This is a genomic window from Pseudomonas sp. GW822-FHT04C11 (assembly GCF_058800905.1).
The window spans coordinates 90,524-110,030 of record NZ_JBXAMS010000016.1; the positions used below are offsets into that span (position 1 = coordinate 90,524).

14 protein-coding genes are annotated in these 19,507 nt (G+C 60.1%); 1 reads left to right on the forward strand and 13 read right to left on the reverse strand.

What is annotated here, in order from left to right; genetic code table 11:
- Positions 1–54: 54 nt before the first annotated feature.
- Together AC1RJ3_RS23195 and AC1RJ3_RS23200 are read right to left on the reverse strand one after the other, a co-directional pair.
- Positions 55–879 (reverse strand): SDR family oxidoreductase, encoded by an 825-nt coding sequence (locus AC1RJ3_RS23195; protein ID WP_493080723.1) that lies wholly within the window; start codon positions 877–879, stop codon positions 55–57.
- A gap of 39 nt (positions 880–918) precedes the next feature.
- Positions 919–1,383 carry a multidrug transporter gene (locus AC1RJ3_RS23200; protein WP_103315727.1) on the reverse strand — a complete coding sequence of 155 codons (465 nt, stop codon included), beginning with the start codon at positions 1,381–1,383 and terminating at the stop codon, positions 919–921.
- Between the two features lie 168 nt (positions 1,384–1,551).
- On the opposite strand from AC1RJ3_RS23200, the gene AC1RJ3_RS23205 reads away from it, so the two are divergent.
- Complete coding sequence (locus AC1RJ3_RS23205; RefSeq protein WP_493080725.1) at positions 1,552–4,290, forward strand: RHS repeat domain-containing protein; 2,739 nt, start codon at positions 1,552–1,554, stop codon at positions 4,288–4,290.
- 74 nt (positions 4,291–4,364) lie between these two features.
- Here the strand turns inward: AC1RJ3_RS23205 and AC1RJ3_RS23210 are convergent, their stop codons facing one another.
- The 11 genes from AC1RJ3_RS23210 to alg8 form a co-directional block, all read right to left on the reverse strand.
- A complete protein-coding gene (locus AC1RJ3_RS23210) occupies positions 4,365–5,816 on the reverse strand; it encodes a mannose-1-phosphate guanylyltransferase/mannose-6-phosphate isomerase (RefSeq protein ID WP_054593914.1) in 1,452 nt (483 codons plus the stop codon).
- Positions 5,817–6,125: 309 nt separating this feature from the next.
- Entirely contained in the window at positions 6,126–6,779 is a 654-nt protein-coding gene (locus AC1RJ3_RS23215; RefSeq protein ID WP_103315726.1) for an alginate O-acetyltransferase AlgF, read from the reverse strand.
- Positions 6,780–6,793: 14 nt separating this feature from the next.
- Positions 6,794–7,969, reverse strand: a complete 1,176-nt coding sequence (locus tag AC1RJ3_RS23220; RefSeq protein ID WP_347927953.1) for an alginate O-acetyltransferase — start codon at positions 7,967–7,969, stop codon at positions 6,794–6,796.
- 11 nt (positions 7,970–7,980) lie between these two features.
- On the reverse strand, positions 7,981–9,459 hold the full coding sequence (locus tag AC1RJ3_RS23225; protein ID WP_493080729.1) for an MBOAT family O-acyltransferase: 1,479 nt from the start codon (positions 9,457–9,459) through the stop codon (positions 7,981–7,983).
- 209 nt (positions 9,460–9,668) lie between these two features.
- Entirely contained in the window at positions 9,669–10,793 is a 1,125-nt protein-coding gene (locus AC1RJ3_RS23230; RefSeq protein ID WP_054593910.1) for a mannuronate-specific alginate lyase, read from the reverse strand.
- An 8-nt stretch (positions 10,794–10,801) separates the two neighbouring features.
- Positions 10,802–12,250: an alginate O-acetyltransferase gene (locus AC1RJ3_RS23235; protein ID WP_493080731.1), complete on the reverse strand. Its 1,449-nt coding sequence runs from the start codon at positions 12,248–12,250 to the stop codon at positions 10,802–10,804.
- Positions 12,251–12,261: 11 nt separating this feature from the next.
- Positions 12,262–13,854 (reverse strand): mannuronan 5-epimerase AlgG, encoded by a 1,593-nt coding sequence (algG, locus tag AC1RJ3_RS23240; protein WP_493080733.1) that lies wholly within the window; start codon positions 13,852–13,854, stop codon positions 12,262–12,264.
- Between the two features lie 26 nt (positions 13,855–13,880).
- Positions 13,881–15,365 carry an alginate export family protein gene (locus AC1RJ3_RS23245; protein WP_347927948.1) on the reverse strand — a complete coding sequence of 495 codons (1,485 nt, stop codon included), beginning with the start codon at positions 15,363–15,365 and terminating at the stop codon, positions 13,881–13,883.
- Entirely contained in the window at positions 15,362–16,786 is a 1,425-nt protein-coding gene (gene algK, locus AC1RJ3_RS23250) for an alginate biosynthesis TPR repeat lipoprotein AlgK (RefSeq protein WP_347927947.1), read from the reverse strand. Before algK ends, AC1RJ3_RS23245 begins: the two co-directional genes overlap by 4 nt.
- A gap of 9 nt (positions 16,787–16,795) precedes the next feature.
- Entirely contained in the window at positions 16,796–17,965 is a 1,170-nt protein-coding gene (locus tag AC1RJ3_RS23255) for a PilZ domain-containing protein (protein WP_493080736.1), read from the reverse strand.
- Positions 17,966–18,000: 35 nt separating this feature from the next.
- Positions 18,001–19,482 carry a mannuronan synthase gene (alg8, locus tag AC1RJ3_RS23260; RefSeq protein ID WP_162491268.1) on the reverse strand — a complete coding sequence of 494 codons (1,482 nt, stop codon included), beginning with the start codon at positions 19,480–19,482 and terminating at the stop codon, positions 18,001–18,003.
- Between the last annotated feature and the right edge of the window lie 25 nt (positions 19,483–19,507).

Below are 19,507 nucleotides of genomic sequence, written 5' to 3' on the forward strand. Positions count from 1 at the left end.
TTGAGGTTTATTGCGGTTGGCTGCGGAGCGATGTCCGCAGCGCGAGGGCGGATGTTAGAGCGTGTTATTGAGCGCAAACTTCTTCTTCAGGATGATATCGAGCAGACCTCTGGGCAGTAACGCGGCCATTAGCGGCAACGCTCGACTGCCATTACCCAGACGCAACAAGTGCGGCGGTTTGCTGTGCTGCACAGCCTTGAGCAGATCGTTGGCAAATGTGCTCGCCGGGGTCGGGTTGTTCTGAGAAGCCTTGGCCCGGGCACGAATTCCCTCGCGCAGCGGCCACCAGGGCGATTGTTCGCTGATCAGTTGTTCGGCTTCAATGCCTGCATTCCTGGCAAAACTGGAGGCGATGGCGCCGGGCTGGACTTCCATCACCCGGATGCCGAAGGGTGCCAGTTCCATGCGCAGCGCATCGCTCAAGGCATGCACCGCGGCTTTCGAGGCGCAATAGGCACCGGCGAATGGTGTGACCAAAACGCCGGAGACGCTGCCGATATTCACCACTAATCCCTTGGCGCGACGCAGCACGGGAAACAGCGCGCGGGTGACACCGACCACGGCAAACACATTGGTTTCGAACTGCCGTTGCATCGCCGCGACACCGCCGTCGAGCAGTGGCCCCATGGCGCCGTAACCGGCGTTGTTGATCAGTACGTCAAGGCCGCCGTGTTGCTGGTTGATCCGCTCACTCAATTGTTCGAGTGCCGGCCCGTCATTGACGTCCAGTTGCACGGCGGTGAACCCGGCTGCGGCGAGTATCGCTACATCTTCAGCCTTGCGCGCGGTGGCCAAGACCTCGAACCCGGCGTTTTTGAAGGCGTCAGCCAGGGCGCGGCCAATGCCGCTGGAACAACCGGTGATTAATGCGACGGGCATGGCGCGGTCCTTGTGCAAGGAGAAGAGGGGGGAGAAGGATCAGTCAGAGAAACTACCTTGCAAATGCTCGGCGCGAAACTCCAGGGTTTGTGGGCGATAGCCCGGACGCAGCGGCGGCATCGGCAAGCAGTCTTCCCACGTGGCGCCGGCCTGCAATTCGCCGGGGCCACGGTAGCGCGGCGCGGCGTATTGATTGTCCGCCAGATTGACCGTATCGCCCGGCGCATAGGCGGCGACCCGCCAGCGCAACTCGGTCAGCGGCACGTCGTTGCCGTTGTTCAGCTTCAGTTCCAGCGGACGATCCGCCGGGCAGTGTTCCGGTGCGTAGGTGATGCGCAACTCCAGCCGCGCGAGTTGCTTGATCTCGCGGTTGTCCAGCCACATGACCCAGGTTGCGACTAACCCCAGCCCGATGGCCGCCGCCAGAGACACCGGCAAGGCCTTGGCCGGGTAGCGTAGCAACAGGATCAACCAGGTGATGACCAGCAGGACTCCGATGAACATGCTTCAAACCCTCCCAGGGTGCATGGTTATCATCCTACCGAAGGCCTGCGCTTCTGGACATCGGCGCAACGCATTGGATGCCGTTGGTCGGCACTGTAATTTCTGACAGTAGCCGTTGTTGTCTGGAGTGAGCTACATCTTGCAGACAAACAAGAAGGAGGTTGCGTTGTGCAGGCTTGGACCAGCGGCATGCATTTCAAGACACCCCGACTCATGGTCAGCGATCCGCGGGGCTTGTCTGTGCGCACGGTGGATTACTATCGCGCTGAAGAAAGCGTAGCGGCGCAAGCCCGAATTAGTCGTAGCGTGTTCGATAAGGCAGGACGTGCCATCGAACAGTGGGATCCGCGGCTCTGGGACCTGCAAAAGGATGATCCCAAGACTCCGGCCAACCAGACAACGGTTTACTCACTTTCTACCAAGGCTTTGAAAACCCTCAGTGTCGACGCCGGGATGCGCGTGCAGTTGTTGGGGCTTGCCGATGAGCTGTTGCGAAGCTGGGACAGTCGCTGCACTCGACAGGAGACTCGATACGATCGCCTGTTGCGACCGTTGGCTGTGCTTGAACAAGACCTTTTCGTGGAATGCTTCGAATACGCTGGACCGGATGACGCCAGTCGCGAGCGCAATCAGTGCGGTCAGCTGATTCGTCACGACGACCCGGCGGGAACGCTTCTCTCCACTGAGTTCGACATTCGCGGCAACTGCATCCGCCAGGCCCGACGTTTTACCGTTGACCCCGTTCAACCTGACTGGCCGCTATTGCCCGACGACCGCGAGCCACTGCTGGAGTCGCAGTCCTATGAAACCCTGCGGCGTTTCAACCCCCTTGACGATTTACACGAGCAGCGCGATGCCAAAGGTAATCGTCAGCAGCACCGTTACACCCTTGACGGCCGTGTGCGCGAAAGCCGTTTGAAACTGAACGGTGAAAGCGATTGGCACACCGTTGTCAGCGCGATCGAGTACACCGCCGAGGGCAAAATCGAGCGACAGGTGGCCGGTAACGGCGTGGTAACGACCCAAAAGTACCGACCCGAAGACGGTTGGCTGATGGAGCGCAAGGATCGCAACGGCAAGGTGTTGCAATGGCTGATCCATGACTATGACCGAATGGGCAATGTGTTGAGCATTACCGATGCGGCAATGCCCGTACGTTACTTCGCCAATCAGCGCATTGATCCCGTCCGGAGGTATCGCTATGACAGCCTATACCAATTGATTGAGGCATTCGGCTGGGAGGCGAATACCCTTAACAAAGGGCCACAAGTACCGGCGTTGAACGATCCAGCAGCCACATGCAATTACCAGCAGCGTTACAGACACGACGCTGGCGGCAACCTGCTCAAACGCACTCATGTCGGTGCTCGAAGCCTAGGGCTGGAAATGACGGCCGCGCTGTACAGCAACCGCTGTCTGCCTTTTCGCCCGGACGGCCAGCCACCCACGCAGGAACAAATCGCAGCCGCTTTTGATGCCAACGGTAACTTGCTGGAGTTGAGTCCCGCTGGCGTCATGACGTGGGATCGGCGTAATCAGTTGCTGTCCGTGTCGCCCGTGGAGCGTGATGTCGAACAGAACGATTACATGGTCTATGGCTACGACGGAGACAGGCAGCGTGTTCGCAAGGTTCGCTCACTGCAAACCAATGCCCGCACCGTTGTTTACGAGGTGCGTTATCTATTGGGGCTGGAGTTACGTATCGACTCGGGCACTGGAGAAGTGCTGGATGTGATTACCCTCCAGGCCGGGCTCATTAGCGTGCGGGTATTGCATTGGCCGTCAGCAGCGCAGCGAGGCATTGCCAACGTTCAATACCGCTACAGCCTTGCCGACCATCAGGGTTCGTGCACCATTGAGCTCGCTGGCGACGGCAGCGTGATCAGCCAGGAGGTTTTTTATTCGTATGGCGAGACCGCCTGGAGCGAGGGCACAGACCGTCATAAAACCCTTCGCTATTCGGGCAAGGAGCGAGATGCGACTGGACTCCACTATTACGGATTAAGGTATTACGCCGCGTGTCTCCAACGGTGGATCAACCCTGACCCCGGGGGCGCCATCGACGGCCCGAATCGATACCGGGCCATGCGCAACAATCCGCTGTTTTATCGTGATGCGGATGGTCTGATACCTACGCCTAATCAAGTACCAGTGGATGCGGTTTATCACGACCTTTCTCGAGAGGGGGTCGTTCACCCTCTTCAAGCAGCAGGGATGCAGCCGATCCGTAATTATTTCGCCGGCAGCCAGGATCCAGCGACGCTTGCTTACCGGCGTCAAATTCCGATAGCGCTTGAAGAGTTGGGTGCTGAAGGCAACAAAGTATTCACCAACACCCACCAGGCACACGTGATTGCTGCGGCTCGAACGCAGACGGCTTCACCTTCCGGTGCTGTGCTGTATCACTCGGGTGAGGTGATGTCGGGTGTGTTGAACCATGTAGTGGGAGAGGACATGACAAGTCGCATCATGGGGCCGATGTCGGTGGCCTTTAATAGTCCGGTCGAATCGCCGCAAGTGCTTGCTGATCGGCGCGAAGGCGTGGCTAACGTTATACAGATAGCCGGCAGAATGGCTTCATATTCTCGAAACCCTGCCCTGAGTGCAGTGGGCAGTGTCGCAGTGACCTATGCGCAACTGATGAGGGTTTCGGAAGCTCAGACGCAAATGCAGTACCGGCAACTGACCCACCTTCGGGTTGCGGTAATTGAAGGCCCGCCTGCCCCCATCGCTGATCGATTGGTGCCTGCCCAAGTGTCGTTGTTTGACACTCCGGAGTCCTCGTCTCGCCCACCGAGCTCTCTGGCGATGCGTTTACTGGCTACTGGGTTTCCTGCAAATGAACAGTCAAGTGCTCCCGCCGATGCCCCTAAAGCGCCAATACGCAGACGAAGCAGATCCAGCTAAAAAAGCCCCCACCCAACCCACTGCGGATAGGGCGCGCAGTCGGCTGGACGGAGGCTACTTGTTTTACCGATCAATCACTGCGCGATGGTTTTCACCGACACGCCACGTTCAATCGGGGTAGAGCGACCGTAGATATCTTCAAAGCGCTCGATATCGTCTTCGCCCAGATAGCTGCCCGATTGCACTTCGATGATTTCCAGCGGGATCTTGCCCGGGTTGCGCAGGCGATGGACCGAGGCGATCGGGATGTAGGTCGACTGGTTTTCACAGAGCAGGAACACGTTTTCGTCGCAGGTCACTTCGGCGGTGCCGCTGACCACGATCCAGTGTTCGGCGCGGTGGTGGTGCATCTGCAATGACAGGCAGGCGCCCGGCTTGACCGAGATGTGCTTGACCTGGAAACGCCCGCCCATGTCCACCGAGTCGTAGGAGCCCCACGGACGGTAGACCTCGCAGTGGTTCTGGGTTTCGCTACGACCCTGTTCGTTGAGGGTGTTGACCATCTGCTTGACGCCTTGGACCTTGTCCTTGTGGGCGATCATCATGGCGTCCTTGGTTTCGACCACCACGATGTTCTCAAGGCCAATCACCGACACCAGTTTGCCGTTGCCGTGGATCATGCAGTTGCGGCTGTCCTGGATCACCACGTCGCCTTTGGTGACGTTGCCGTTGGCGTCTTTTTCATGCACGTCCCACAGCGACGACCAGCAACCGACATCGCTCCAGCCAGCGGACAGCGGCACTACGCAGGCGCGTCGGGTTTTTTCCATGACCGCGTAGTCGATGGAGTTGTCCGGGCAGCAGGCGAAGGTGGCTTCGTCGAAAGTGATGGTGTCGGCGTCCTGTTCGCTACGTTCCAGGGTCAGCAGGCAGGTGTCGTAGATGTCCGGGTCGTGTTTTTTCAGCTCTTCGAGGAAGCGGCTTGCGCGGAACAGGAACATGCCGCTGTTCCAGAAATAACCGCCGGCCTCGACGAACTCGGTGGCGCGTTTCACGTCGGGTTTTTCGACGAAGTGCGAGACCCGGCTGACGCCTTCAGGCAGCAACGCATCGTTGGCGGACTTGATATAGCCGTAACCGGTTTCCGGTTTGGTTGCCGGTACGCCGAACAGCACCATTTCACCGCGCTCGGCGGCTACAGTCGCCAGGGCCAGGGCGCGTTGCAGGGCTTTCTGGTCTTCCAGTACGTGGTCGGCCGGCAACACCAGCATCAGTTCGTCACGACCTTCATTGACCAGCATCATCGCGGTCATGGCCACCGCAGGTGCGGTGTTACGGCCGAAGGGTTCCATGAGGATGCGCTGGGCTTCCAGTTTGCGGTTGCTCAACTGCTCGTTGACGATGAAGCGGTGGTCCTTGTTGCAGACCACGATGGGGCTGTCCATGCCTTCGAACACCAGGCGTTCGAGGGTTTGCTGGAACAGCGTTTGTTCCCCGGTCAGGGCGAGAAATTGCTTGGGGAACTGTTTGCGCGAAAGCGGCCAAAGACGTGAGCCGCTACCACCTGACAAGATCACTGGAATCATGGTGTTACTCCTTCAAAATCGTAATGGGTTAGAGCGACGAAGTTCTGTCGTTTCACTCTTGTTCTTATTTCGTGTCGGTCACCTTTTTGGGGTGACCACAATGCCGGTCGGTCCAAAGACTGTGGCGAGCGGGCTTGCCCGCGCTCGGCTGCATAGCAGTCGTAAAACCGCTGCGCGCGTTCGATCTGGCACACCGCGATCGCCAGATTTGGGACCGCTGCGCGCTCCAGCGCGGGCAAGCCCGCTCGCCACAAGTACTTCACTTGACTCGATACCTAGGATGATCGGCAGGCATTCCGGGCAAATTCATTAACGCGTCGAGACCGGGCGTTTTACCCAGACCGGCGACAGGCTGCTGCTGTTGCCAGTGACGTAGAGCACTGCCGCTTCACCGCGTTCCAGGGCGACCGGCTTCACGTCGCTGACTTTCTTGTCGCCTTCGAACAGCGCCAGGCTGACTTTCACCGGGTTGATTTCACGCTCGCCACGGCTCTTGGCCGCGACGGCCTGGACCACTTCGGTCTTGCCGTCGGCGGTCTTGAGGGTCAGTGCCTTGTCACTGAGGTTCTGCACGCGGACCAGGGATTTCTGCTTGTTCTTGAACGGTGGTTCTTCGATCAGTTGCGGCTGGCCGCTGGCGTTGTTGACCAGGGTGTAATAGTGGTCGGCGGCGAGTCTCAGGGGCAGGCTCTGATTGCCGACCTTGGCGCTGTAGTCGCCACCGGGCATGAAGCTGAAGTCACTGCTGCCCAGTGGCGCAACATCGCTGATGGCGGTGCTGCCGACGCTGGCGCTGACTTCGGCGTTACTGGCGTTGTAGATCCGCACAAAGGTCGAACCTTTCGGTGCGACTGGGCCGTAGAGCGCCGCGTCGCCGCCAGCGAAGGCCTGGGACAGCAGACCCATACCTGCTACGAGGACGAAGGTCTTGGCGAGACGACGAGGAGTTTTGGTGAAAGTCATAGGAGTTACCTCTTTCAGTTTTGCGCCCGGTCGGGCGTCTCGGATTTGCGGTTAATTGCTACGTTTTGCTGGCGGGCACCGGCTTGTTTGAGCTCTGCGACCCACTGCGGGTCGGCGTCGCCGATTTCGTTGTTCACAGGCAGATAACGTTCAGGAAACTCCCAGATCAGCACTTGTGGCGGGCTGTTCTTGAAGGCATCGCTGTTCAGGTAGCTGAGCATCGGCAGGATCGGGCCATGGCCGTCTTCGGCGTAATTGACCACGTCGCTGTGCAGCGCTTGCTTGAGCGCGCCGACGAAGTTCCAGTTCGGGTTGGCGCTGTAGCTGGTGCCGATCAGCGCCACCGGCACTTCGTTGTTGGCGAACAAGGCATCGTCACCGGCAGGCTGGTTCTCAACCGCGTGGGTGTTGCGCTTTTGCAGGGGCTCTGGCGCCGGCATCAGGTTTTCGAACAGCGGGTCCAGCGGCAGGAACAGTCTCAGGTCGCCCTTGTGGCTGACTTGCTCCGCCGGCTCGGTGACAAAGCGCTGCGGCTGGCCGCTGAGCGGGGATTTGTCGGCGATGGTTTTGGCCAGTTGTTCGGCGGCAATTTGCGCGCCCTCTGGCGTCCAGTGCGTGTCGGTGCGCAGGAACACTTGCTGGCCGTTCTGCTTGGCTTTCTGCAGCGGGCCGAGCAGGTCGGGGGCGAGGATTTTGTCGGCGGCGACACGGGCGTGGAAATCCTTGTAGAGGTCGGCGTGGATGCGCGCCGGTTTCACTTCGCCCAGGTGTTCCGGGTACAGGCGAGTCTTGGCCGGGACAATCGCCATCACCAGTTGCACGCCTTTGGCCTTCAGGGTTTGGCGCACGCCTTCGACCAGCGCGTAGTTGCCTTGCAGGTTCAGCTCTTCATTGACCACCGGGTTGAATTCTTCATCGCTGTACAACCACTGATCGCGACCGAGCACCACGCCCGGACGACCTTCGTTGAACAGTTTGAAATCAAGTAGAGCCCAGAGGTTGGTGCCCAGGCGTTTGATCGGGAAATGGTCGTCGTAGTGAGTCTCCACGGCTTTGCTCCAGCGACCGTTGAGCACGGTTGCATCGGCGTTGGTGCTGAAACCAAAGAAGCTGCGCACTGACCACAGGCCCAGGACCATTAGAGTCACGAGGAACAGGGCGATGTAGAACAGGCGTAATGAGCGGGTCATGGTCAGATCCCTCAGAACTGGAAGTAAAGGAACGGCGAGAAGCTTTGCGCCGAGAGTTTCAGGATTGACGCGATGAACAGCAGCAGCACCAGCGCACGCATGGCATAACGCGGCCAGTCCGCGACCCAACTGGCCGCCAACACCTGGGCGTCGCCGCTGACAGGGTTGTTTGCCGTGGCGTCGAGCTGCGCCGCAGGCCGGTTGCGGTAGAAGTCCCGCAGGCCGAAGAACGCCAGCGTGACGTACGCCACTGCCAGGGTGGCGACTTGCAGACCGGTGAGGCTGGCGCGGTTGAGTTCCGACAGCGACCACTCGCTGAAGCTGAACATCGCGCCGTACATGCGGCCGGCAACGTGCAGGTTTTCCGCACGGAAAATCACCCAGCCCATCACCACCAGCAGGAAGGTCAGTGCCCAGCGGATCGGGTTGAAGCTGCGGGGCGAGGTGTTCAGGCCGATGGCTTTTTCAATCGCCAGCCACATGCCGTGCCACGCACCCCAGACGATGTAGGTGATGTTCGCGCCGTGCCACAGGCCACCGAGCAACATGGTCAGGAACAGGTTGCGGTAGGTGATCAGCGTGCCTTTGCGGTTACCGCCCAAGGTGATGTAGAGGTAGTCGCGCAGCCAGGTCGACAGGCTGATGTGCCAGCGGCGCCAGAACTCGGTGATCGACTGGCTGATGTACGGCTGCTTGAAGTTTTCCATGAAGCGAAAACCCATCATCAGGCCCAAACCAATAGCCATGTCGCTGTAGCCGGAGAAGTCGAAATACAGCTGTGCGGTGTAGGCCAGCGCGCCGAGCCAGGCATCGCCCGTGGTCGGGTTTTGCAGGGCGAAGCAATGGTCGGCGACCACCGCCAGGGTGTCGGCGATGAACACCTTCTTGATGAAACCCTGCATGAACCGCGTCGCGCCCTCGGAGAATTTGTCGAGGGTGTGAGTGCGGTTGTTGAACTGATCGGCCAGGTCGCGAAAGCGCAACACCGGGCCGGCGATCAGGTGCGGGAAGATCGCCACGAACGCCGCGAAGTCGATCAGGTTGCGGGTCGCCGGGGTATCGCCGCGGTAGACGTCGATGATGTAGCTGATGGACTCGAAGATGTAGAACGAGATTCCGATCGGCAACAGCACGTGGGTCAGGATGAACGGCGACAGGCCCATGGAGCTCATGATCGCGTTGATGCTGTCGACCCCGAAGTTGGCGTACTTGAAATAGCCGAGGATGCACAGGTCCACCGCCACGCCGAGCAACAGCCAGCGCTGCGCCGGTTTGCTCCGTACGCCGGCCGCCCCGACTTTCAGGCCGATCCAGTAGTTCCACAGCGTGACGCCGGCGAACAGTGCCAGGAAGTCCACGCGCCACCAGGCATAAAACACATAGCTGGCGATCAGTAGCAGCAGGTTGCGATAGCGTTGCCCGCTCAAGTAGTACAAGCCGAGAAAGATCGGCAAGAACAAAAACAGGAACACATTGGATGAAAACACCATCCTGATCTCTCCTTGTGTAACCAACAGTCAAGGGCCAACGGCCCCCCCAAACCCCCCGTGAAAAACCGGAAGGTTGTATTGCATTCGATCCCGTCACGCCCCCCGTAGGAGCAAGGCTTGCCCGCGATGGCCGCAACGCGGTGTAGCAGATGGACCGCGTCATCGTTCATCGCGGGCAAGCCTTGCTCCTACGGGTTTTGCGTCTCGGCTTATGAACCTTTGTTGCCCTTTTCATGGCTTGGGTCGTAGACCTTGGTCAAATCCCCACCCAGTCGAAAGCTCTTGAACGGCTGCATCGCATGCTTGCGTTCCAGCACATCGGCCGGGCAGGTGTAGAGCGTGCAGAAGGGTTCGAGCCAGGCGAATTTCGAGTCGACTTTGAGGTCGGTCATGTCCTGTTCCTTGCCGTTCTTCTGCTCGAACGTTTGCGGGTCTTTCACCCCGGCGAGCACCCGGTCACCGAGGCGTTTCAGTGCGCCGTTGTTTTCCTGGCGCAAGTCCACACCGTTGGCCTGAGCGAAACTGGCGATCATCGCCAGCGGTGGCAGGGCGTAGTTGTGATAGGCCAGCGCCCGTTGCTGACGCTTGAGTTCGTTGGGCAGGAAACCCTGGGCGTCGACCTGATTGGCGCCGACCTTGTATTCCTTCACGGCCCAGTCGAACAGGTCGTGGCGGTTGGTCGCGACCGACGTTGCCATCACCGACCAGGCGGCCCAGTACGAGTGGTTGTTGGTTTGTTCGAGCGGCAGGTTGTCCCAGTCGCTGACCACCTGATCGGCCATCTTGCTGAACCACGCCTCGATCACTTGGGCTTCCTGCTGATGCGTTGCCAGCGGATGAGAGTCGGAGAACTTCAGGCGGATGTAGGCCGAAGCCATGCTGCCCAGCGCCCATTTGCGCATCGACTTGCCGGTGTGGTTGAAGTCCCTGGACATCAACGCATCGGCCTTGGCCCAGGCGGTAAGCCAGTTGAGCGTGCATTCCAGCTGTTCCGGACGACCGTCGCGCATGAACTGCATCACCCGTTTGCTGGTGCCGCGTTCGAGTGTGGTGATGTCGGCGGTGGTGTCGCGGAAGGCTTTTTCCGACGCGACGTTGAGGGTCGAACGTGCCTTGTCGGAGCCTTCGTATTTGCTGCGAAATTGCAGGGCGCCGGTGTACGGCGTCGGCATCGCATCGCAGCCTTCGCTGCTGTCGCCGTTCTTGAATTTATCCACAGGCGCAAAATAGCCCTGCGGCGGACGCAGTGGCGTGGCGGCGTGGGTCGCCCCGGCGAACATCGCCAGGCTCAAGAGCGTAGGTGCAAGCAGGGTTTTCAGTTTCTGATTTCGCATAACAGACCTCATTGCCCGACCTGAGCGGTACGTTGCTCGGCGCCTGGGAACACGTTGCGTTTGCAGATTTTCGCTTCGACTTTTTGTGGCGCAGCACCCGCTTCCGGGCCCTGGATTTCGACCGCCAACAGGTTCTGCGTGGCCCAGTCTTCATCGGTGCGCAATTCAAAGGCGAAACGCCCGTCGGTATCTGCGGTGTGGGGTTTGTCGATCTTGATGTCTTCGTGGCGACCGTTCATGTACCAGAGAGTGGCTTGCAGGGTTTTCACCGATGGATCGGCGAAACGGATGTCGACCTGATGGTCGCTGTTGCGCAGGTCGATGTTCTTGCTGTTGACCATCAACTCGTTTTTGCCCGGCTTGAGCGTGGTGCTGCCGGACATCCGTGCCTCTTTGCCTTCGCAGCCGTTATCGAGCAGCGCCATCATCTGGCGGTAGATGGTTTGCTGGTCGAGGCGATAGAGCGGCGAGAATTCCCAGATGAGGATTTTCGGCGGCTTCTTCTGGAAGTCTTCACTGCCCAGGTACTGCAGCATCGAACCTTCCAGACCACCGCCGGGGAAAGCGACGTTGAGAATGTCGGCACCGATGGCCTCTTCGAGGAACCCGGCGAAGTTGTAGTTCTTGCCACTGTGGCTGGTGCCGACCAGGGTAATTTCCGGGTTGCCGGAATCACCGAACAGGTCGCCGTCTGCCGCTTCGCCTTTAGGCTCGGTGGTGAACTGGTCCATGTACTGGATCGCGTAACTGGTACCGCAGAGCTGCCCGGCCATGTTGTGCAGGGTGCCGGTCTTGCCCATGCGCCCGGACCGCTTGGTCTCGAATTCGCGCTTGGGAATGCCGGCGAAGGCCGGGAGCTGCTTGACCTTCTCGGCGACGATTTTCGCCGTGCGCTGGGCACCGTAAGGCGTCCAGTGCTGGTCGCCACGGAAGTAGAAATCGTGGGCGGGCAGGGTGTCTGGCAGCGATTCGTTAGTCAGTGGCGACAGGTCCGGCACCACATAGCCCATCTCGGCAAAACGCCCGAGCATGCCCTGGTAATTTTTCAGCGCCTTGTCGTAATCGAACGCGGCTTTTTCTTGCGGGTTGAGCTTGTTGCGGTTCACCAGACCACGGGTCGGCTGATACACCACCACCAGTTCAACACCTTTGCTCTTGAAGGCGTCGTGCAGTTGCTTGAGCCGGCGATAGCCTTCGGGCGTGGTGTTGAATTCGGTGCGCAGGTCTTCCTGGGTGCGGAACAACCAGTCGCCTTGCGCTTGCACCAGGGTGGTGAAGTTTTGCTGATAACGCGTAGTGTAGTTCTTCGCGTCGTGCGCTTCCGGGCATAGGTTGCAGCAGGGTTCGGCGCTGAAGTTCGGTGTCTTGGCGTCGTCTGCACTCGCCGTAAAGCTTACGGCAGACATCGCGGCAGTCAGGCCGGCGAGGCTGAACAGTTTGATCAAATGGGGTTTCATGAAAGTCATCCTCAGTCGCGCATTTCGGTCTGGCGTTCGACGGGGTCGATCAGCACGGCTTTCTGTTGGCGCACCAGCAGGTCGAGGATTTCGTCCTGGCGTTCGCCAAGGATTCCCGAGAAGCTGATGCCGCTGGATTTGGTCGGGGCGAGCATCGACACCCGGTACAGCTCGACGCTCAATGGCGAGTCGATGGACAGCGGTCCGCTGCCATTGGCCGCCAGTTCGCCGCCGACGACGATCAGCGAGACCTCGGCATCGAACGGGTCGAGCTTGATGTCGCGGTCGGTGTCGGTGAGGTCCTTGATGTGCCCGTAGACCCCGGTCAGGCCGTTGTTCATGGCGACGTTTTCGTAGAGGCGAATGTTCACGCTGTTACGAATGCGGATGCCGTGGCGCTGGTTGCTGATCACCTTGTTGCCCCACAGCAGGTTGTCGGCGCTCTCGTAGAGGGTGATGCCGTCGGTGTGGTTGCGGTAGATCTCGTTGTAGGCGATCAGGTTGTTGACGCTGTTACGGTCGATCACCAGCCCCGAGAGGTGGTTGTCGTAACTGCGGTTGTTGAAGATGAAGCTGTCGTTCACTTCGCGGGAAATGATGATGCCGTGCTTCTTCTTCGTTCCATGCACCGTGTTGTCGGCGATGATCAAGCCGTGTGAACGGTCGTGGGGGTCGATGCCGTAGACGATGTTGTCGCGGTAGGTGTTGCCCTTGACCACGAAGTCGCGGGTTTCATAGCAGTAGAAGCCGTACCACATGTCCGAGAACTCTGAGCCGATGATCCAGCCGGTCGGTTCCGGGCGCTTGAGTACCTTGGCCATGTTCGGCGTGTACTGGGAAATACTCACCCCGTAGGACTTACTGTTGGAGTAACCGAAACTGGCCAGCTTGCTGTTGACGATGTAGGTCTGCGTGCCGCCCCAGGACAGCAGGAACGGACGGAAGTCCTTGGGCGAACGGAAGCTCGCCGGGCCGTTGTCTTTCTCGCGCCAGCCAGTGATTTTGCTGTCACGCACAAACAGCTGGCCGTCGTTGATCATGAACGAGCCGGCCTCTTCGGACAGGCGCAACTCCTGGGTCTGTTGGTCGATTTCAAGGATGCCTTTTTGCCCGACCACAATCGGCAGCCTGGCGAGGAACACGCCGGGCGAGGTCTCGCTGAAGTATTGCTTGGGCAGCTTCTGAGTCAGGTTCTTGAGGTTGACGTAACCGTCGTCGATGAAGATCGCCTGAGGAATGCCGTGTTGACGTACCACCCATTCAGCCATCTTGTTATCGCCGCCGATGAAGTCCTTCAAGGCGTCTTCCTGCATCATCCGGCGCACGCTGACTTTGCCGGCCTTGCTGCGCACGATCTTCGCCGCGACGGCTTGCGCGGTGTAGCCGGACAGGTCGGGCAGTTTTGGTGCCGCCAGTTCCAGTGATGTGGTCGGCGCGCTGCTGACGGTGTAGGTCTTGGCCTGTTGCAGTCCTTTGGCCACGATCGCTTGCTGCCCTTTTGGGGCAGGAGCTGCCGGCTCAACGCTGGCGAACACCGCTGAGCTGGTCAGCAGCATCGCGCCGACCAGCAGGCTGAGCGAGCCTTTGAGCGCAGGGTTGTTCATCTGGGGCACTCCCTTGGCGGCTCGCATCAGAAGCGCCAGATCACGTCGATGAACGCACGGTGCATGTACGAGTCGACCTGTTTGCCGTAGGCATCGCCCGGCTTGAACACACCGCCACGAAAGCGCACCAGCGCCGAGGGCTCATCGATTGACTGACTCAAACCGGCCGGCAGCAGGCCTTGCTTGAAGTACTTGGTGACCACCAGATCCACTTCCTGGCCGAGGTCGGTCTTGCCATCCACCAGCGGCAACGAGGTGCTGGACAGCAGCGCGCCGGTGACGTCGTCGTAGTTGTTCTCCACCGCGTTGATGCCGTTGCTGCCGACCGGCTTGTTGCCGTCGACGCGCCAGAACTTGTGGTAGACCAGGCTGGCGTCGTAATCGTCCTGCAGCATCCAGGAGCCGAACAGCGTGGCGCTCTGCATGTTGTTCATGTCGCTACGGAAGGCCTCGCCAAAGCGGTGAACCCGCGAGCGCGTACCGGTGTAGTTCGAGCGGTTACTCTGTAAACCGTTTTGCTCGTAATCGGCGCTGGCACGGGCGTAGGCCGCGCCGACTTGCCATTGCGGATCGAGGCGCAGACGCACGCCGAGGTCGGTGGCCCAGCCGCTGACGTCGCCGTTTTTCGAGGCATCGATCGGGCGGCTGCCATCGGCATTCAATGGATTGACGGTGTCACGGTTGCCGCTCATGCCGGTGAGGCTGGCCCAGTAGTTGACGGTGTTGGTGTTGCGCCAGTTGTAGGCATCGCTGTTGGCTTCCACGCCGAGCCAGCTCAGGTCGCCGTTTTGTTTCTTGGCGAGCGAGTCAGGGGCTTCGCCGGGTGTCGGGAAGTCGAGCTTGCCGTCATCATGGGTGTGATGGGCACGCAGCCCGACCCATTGACCAGGCGTCCATTGGGTTGCGATATCGCCGAACACGTGCAGGCGATCCTTGTCCTTGGGCGCCAATTCGGTGAGGTCGGTGCGGTACTCGCTGAAGCGTTCGGCGACACCGACGTTGGCGCGCAACAGGGTGGTGTCGAAGGTCCAGTTCAGCGCTTCGATGTTGGTGTCGCGCCATTGGCCGTCGTCGTTGCGCAGGCGTTGGCGACCGAGTTTCAGCTGCTCGCCGGGGTAGGGCGTCAGGCCGCTGTAACCGATCCAGAACTCACGCATTGCCAGGTAATTTTTCTTGCTCTGGCGGCCGTTGTTGCCGCTGCTCTGGGCGCCTTGCGTATCGGACTGCAAGGTGTCGGTTTCGATGATGTCGGTCGCAGTCACCGCCTGGCCCATCGCGTAGGCGCTCCAGTTGCCGCTTTCACCGTAGACCCATGGACGCAGGTCCAGGGCAACGCCGTTGACGTCGCCGCCGGGCTTGGTGCCAAGGTCGCTGTCGTCTTCGGACTGGCCAGTGACTTTCACTTCCAGGCCGTAGTTCTTGGTGTCAGTCATCGCGGCCAATGTCGGGCAGGACCACAACAGGGCGAAGGTCAGGCCGATTCCGGCTTGAACGAATGGATTGAGCTTCATAGAGATTCCTCGCCGTCTTTTTCTTGCAGGGCCTCGACTTGCAACGTGCTATGGCTCGAGGCGCCACGTGTGGCCTGTTCCTGTTTCAACAGACGTTGGGCCTCGGCCAGCTGCGCAGGCGGCAATTGGGTTTCGAGTGTTTGCGCCAGCTCAGTGGCTTGCGGGGTGTTTTGTGTCTTGGCCAACTGGCTGAAGACATAGGCGTTGAGCGGGTTGGGCTTGGTGCCCTTGCCTTGGGAAAACAACTGGGCGATGGCGAAGTCGGCACTGTTCTGGCCGTTGCGCGCAGCGGTCAGCAAGTGGTCCAGGGCTTTTTGCGAATAGACCTTGCCCAGGTAGCCACGGCGGTAGATCTGGCCGAGGTAGTAATCGGCGGCGACTTCCTTGCCCACGGCTTTCTGGAAATGTGCTTCGGCGACCTTGGCGTCGGCCGGCACCCACTTGCCTTCGTAGTAGAGTTTGCCCAGCAACAGTTCGGCGCGCGGCTGATCGGCGGCTCGGCCGTTTTCGAGGTATTCCATCATCTTGGCGACGTCACCCAGTTCGGGGAAGTCGTAGAGCAACTGCGCCAGGCTGACCCAGGACGCCGGGTAGCCGGGGGCGATTTGCTCGAGCATGGCTTGCGCGGTTTTTTCGTCCGGTTTGCCAAGGCTGGCATCGCCGAGCACGCGGGCCACGCTGTCCATGCGTTGGGCGGAAACTTTGCCAAGGCTGTAACCGGCTTGCAGTTGCTTGAGCAGTTGCGCCTGTAGTTCCGGTTGGGCACGTTTCTGATAGACCGTGGCCAGCTCGACGTAGCAGATGTCGGTGGTGTTCAGCGACGCTTTGCAGATGCGTTCGACGTCATCCAGGTGCTGGTCGTAAGTGCCTTGCGTGCGATACAGCAGCACTTGCGCCAGACCGGCTTCCGGATAGCGGGCGGCGCGCCATTGGTTGATCTGCTGCTGGGCGTTGATGTTCGGGAAGCTGTGGGGATATTGCAGGTACAGCATGGCCAATGGGATCAGGGTGTTGCCTTCGCCATTGGCAAAGGCTTTCTTCAGCAGGCCTTCGGCCTCGTGTTGCTCGGCTTCGGTCGATCCCGGTTTGGCCACCAGCAGACGACCCAGGCGCGCTTGTGCTCGCGGCGAGGTATCGGCGGCGGCGCGGTAGGTGGCTTCGGCGGCTTTGATCTGCGCCGGGTTGCGGCTTTCCACCTGGATATCGGCCAGCCCGACCTGTGCTTCGCTGTAACCCAGGTCGGCCAGTTGTTTGTAGTTCTGCTGCGCGAGCGCAGTGTCGCCGCGCTTCAGGGCTTCATTGGCCAGACGCTGGTCGGGCAGGCCGGCGCAACCGGCCAGGCTCACCGCAAGAGCGACTGCGCACAGTGTTCCCATGTGGGAGCGCGGTGTTCTGAGGATAGGTGGAGTGGTCACAGGCATGTCCTCCGCTTAAAGACCCGCGGCCATGGCTTTGTCGATCAGCCAGTTCAAGGACGGGCCGCGGTTGCTGCTGACTTCTGTCGGGCGACCGGCGAAGGTGCTGTCCAGTGGCGCGTCAGGCTTGATCTGCACGCGGATGTCGGACGACAGGTCTTCGCTTTTCAGGCTGGTGCTGCTGACGATGGTGCCGGTGCGCGTAGCGTCTTCGCCGGCGATCTGGAAGCTCACTTTCGTACCCGGACGCACGTCAGCGAACTGGCGATAGGAGAAGCGTGCTTCGACACTGGCCTGGCTGCCCTGCGGCACCAGTTTGAAGATCACGTCGCCTTTGCTGGCGTACTGACCGTCGGCGACCATTTGTTGGGCCACGGTGCAATCGCACGGCGAGGTGAGGGTGCCGGTCATCTGCTTGCCGAACAGCTCTTCAACCTTGGCCGGCTGCAACTGGTTTTCGTCCAGATGACCCTTGAGCACGTCGAGCATGCTGGTACTGAACGTCGCCAGTGGCGCGCCCTTGGCCGCAACGCCATCGGTCTTGATCAGGCTTTGTACGGTGCCATCGCGAGGCATGGTGACGTTCATGCCGGAAACACTGACCAGACCGGCCTGGGCGTGGCTGACGAAGTACATGCCGTACACCGATTTGAAAACGAAGCCGAACGCTGCGAGGCCGACGACGAAAATCCCCAGGCTGAAGGTCACTGCCCGCAAGCGCCCGAAAGCGCTCATGCCGTGGCCACCGTCCTTGAGCTTGCGCGCCTTGGTGAAGTTGTCGCGTTGCAGGGTCGCCAGCACGTCGCCCATGGTCACGATGTCACCGGACAGGTGCGACGTGATCAGGTGGCGCAGGGTCGAGATGTCCTGCGGTTCGAGGTTCTGGAACTGGCAACCGGTGCGGCCGGTCTGGCGGTCGAACGAGCGAATCTGTATCTCGACGTCCATGGCCAGGCCGAGGTTGTCGATCAAGAATTGCAGTCGGCCCTTGTGCACATCCCCGACCTTGAGCAGTACTTGGCCGGCATTGAAGCTCAGGCCACCGGCGGACAGGTCGATGAGGCGTGCGTCCACAGGCGTACGGTCGGGTCCGAAGAAGCGCAACTTGGCCGGGATTTTCACCCGGGCGTGTTGGCGTTGGGCTTCGGATTCATGCACTACGTTGATGTTCGCGGCGGTATTCATAGGGGGTATTTCCTCGTTAATTCAGGCAAGGCAGGTCAGACCATCAACAGCAGCACGGCGACGAAGATGCTGCCGGCGGAGAAGGTCATGGTCCGAGACGACCAGGTGTTGAACCAACGTTGAAAGCTGGCCAGATCACGGGTCAATTTGGTGTCCTGACGGGTCCAGGACTGTTGGTCGAGGCGGAAGAACACGTAGATCTTCACCAGCGCGCCAACGATCTGGTTGTAATAAAGAATCGCCGGGTAGGCCGGGCCGATCTTGTGTCCCGAGCAGGAGAGCAACAGAGTCAGGATCAGGCGGGTGATGCCGATCCACAGCAGGTACACGAGGATGAACGCAGTGCCGTATTTGAAGCTGGCGATCAGTGCCACGGTCAGGCCCAGCAGCGAGGTCCACATCGACACGCGTTGGTCGAACAGCACCACCGAGGTGAACAGGCCCAGGCGTTTCATCCCCAGGCCCAGTGCCCGGGAGTTCTGCCGCAGGTTGTTGCCGTACCAGCGGAACATCAGCTTGCGGCTGGCCTTGATGAAGCTCTTTTCCGGCGGGTGTTCAACGGTGTTGATCGCAGCGTCAGGCACGTAGAAGGTGTCGTAACCCAGGCGCATCAGGCTGAACCAGCTGGACTTGTCGTCGCCGGTGAGAAACTTGAAACGGCCCAGGCGCCAGTGTTGCAGCGAGTCGCTTTCGACGTCGGCGATGAAGTCCGGGTCGGTGACCACGCTGGCGCGAAATACCGACATGCGCCCGGTCATGGTCAGCACGCGCTTGGACAGGGCCATCGAGCACATGTTGATGTGACGCTGGGCGAAGCGCAGCTTGTGCCATTCGCTCATGATGTAGCCGCCGCGCACTTCGCAAAACTCGTTGGTGGTCAGGCCGCCGACATTGCCGAACAGCTGGAACCACGGCACGGTTTTACGTACTACGCCTTCGGCAAGCACGGTGTCGCCATCGATCACCGCCACGACCGCGCGGTCGTCCGGCAGGTGGCGCGAGATGGCGCGGAAACCGAAGGCCAGGCCATCGCGTTTGCCGGTGCCGGGGATGCGCACGAAGTCGAGCTTGACCCGGTCCGGCGGGTTCATTTTGGCCCAGAGGCTTTTCACCAACAGCTCATCGGACATTTCCACGATCGAGCAGACCACGGTGGTCGGAAGCTCGCACTCGATCGCTTCGCGAATCACCGAGCTGTAGACCTGGGCGGTGGTCAGCGCGTCGATACGAAAACTGGTGACCATCAAAAACACGTGGGACGGGTCTGCCGTCTTGCCGAGCTTGCGCACTTTGCGCCGCAGGTGCGGGTAGACCACGTAGAGAAACAGCATGCCGCGCAGAAAGTGCGTGGCACCCATCGAATAGCGCCAGATACCAACGGCGCCAATCAGGAAAATGAAGTCCTTGGACTGCGAGTCGAAAGTGCTCACAGGCAGCGCCATGGCGATGCCCATCAATAAACTGAGGTAAAACAGCCAACCGGCAGCCTGAAGTAGGCGGTGCTTTAGCCTGTGCATAATCTGCATCCATTGTGTTTCGGCG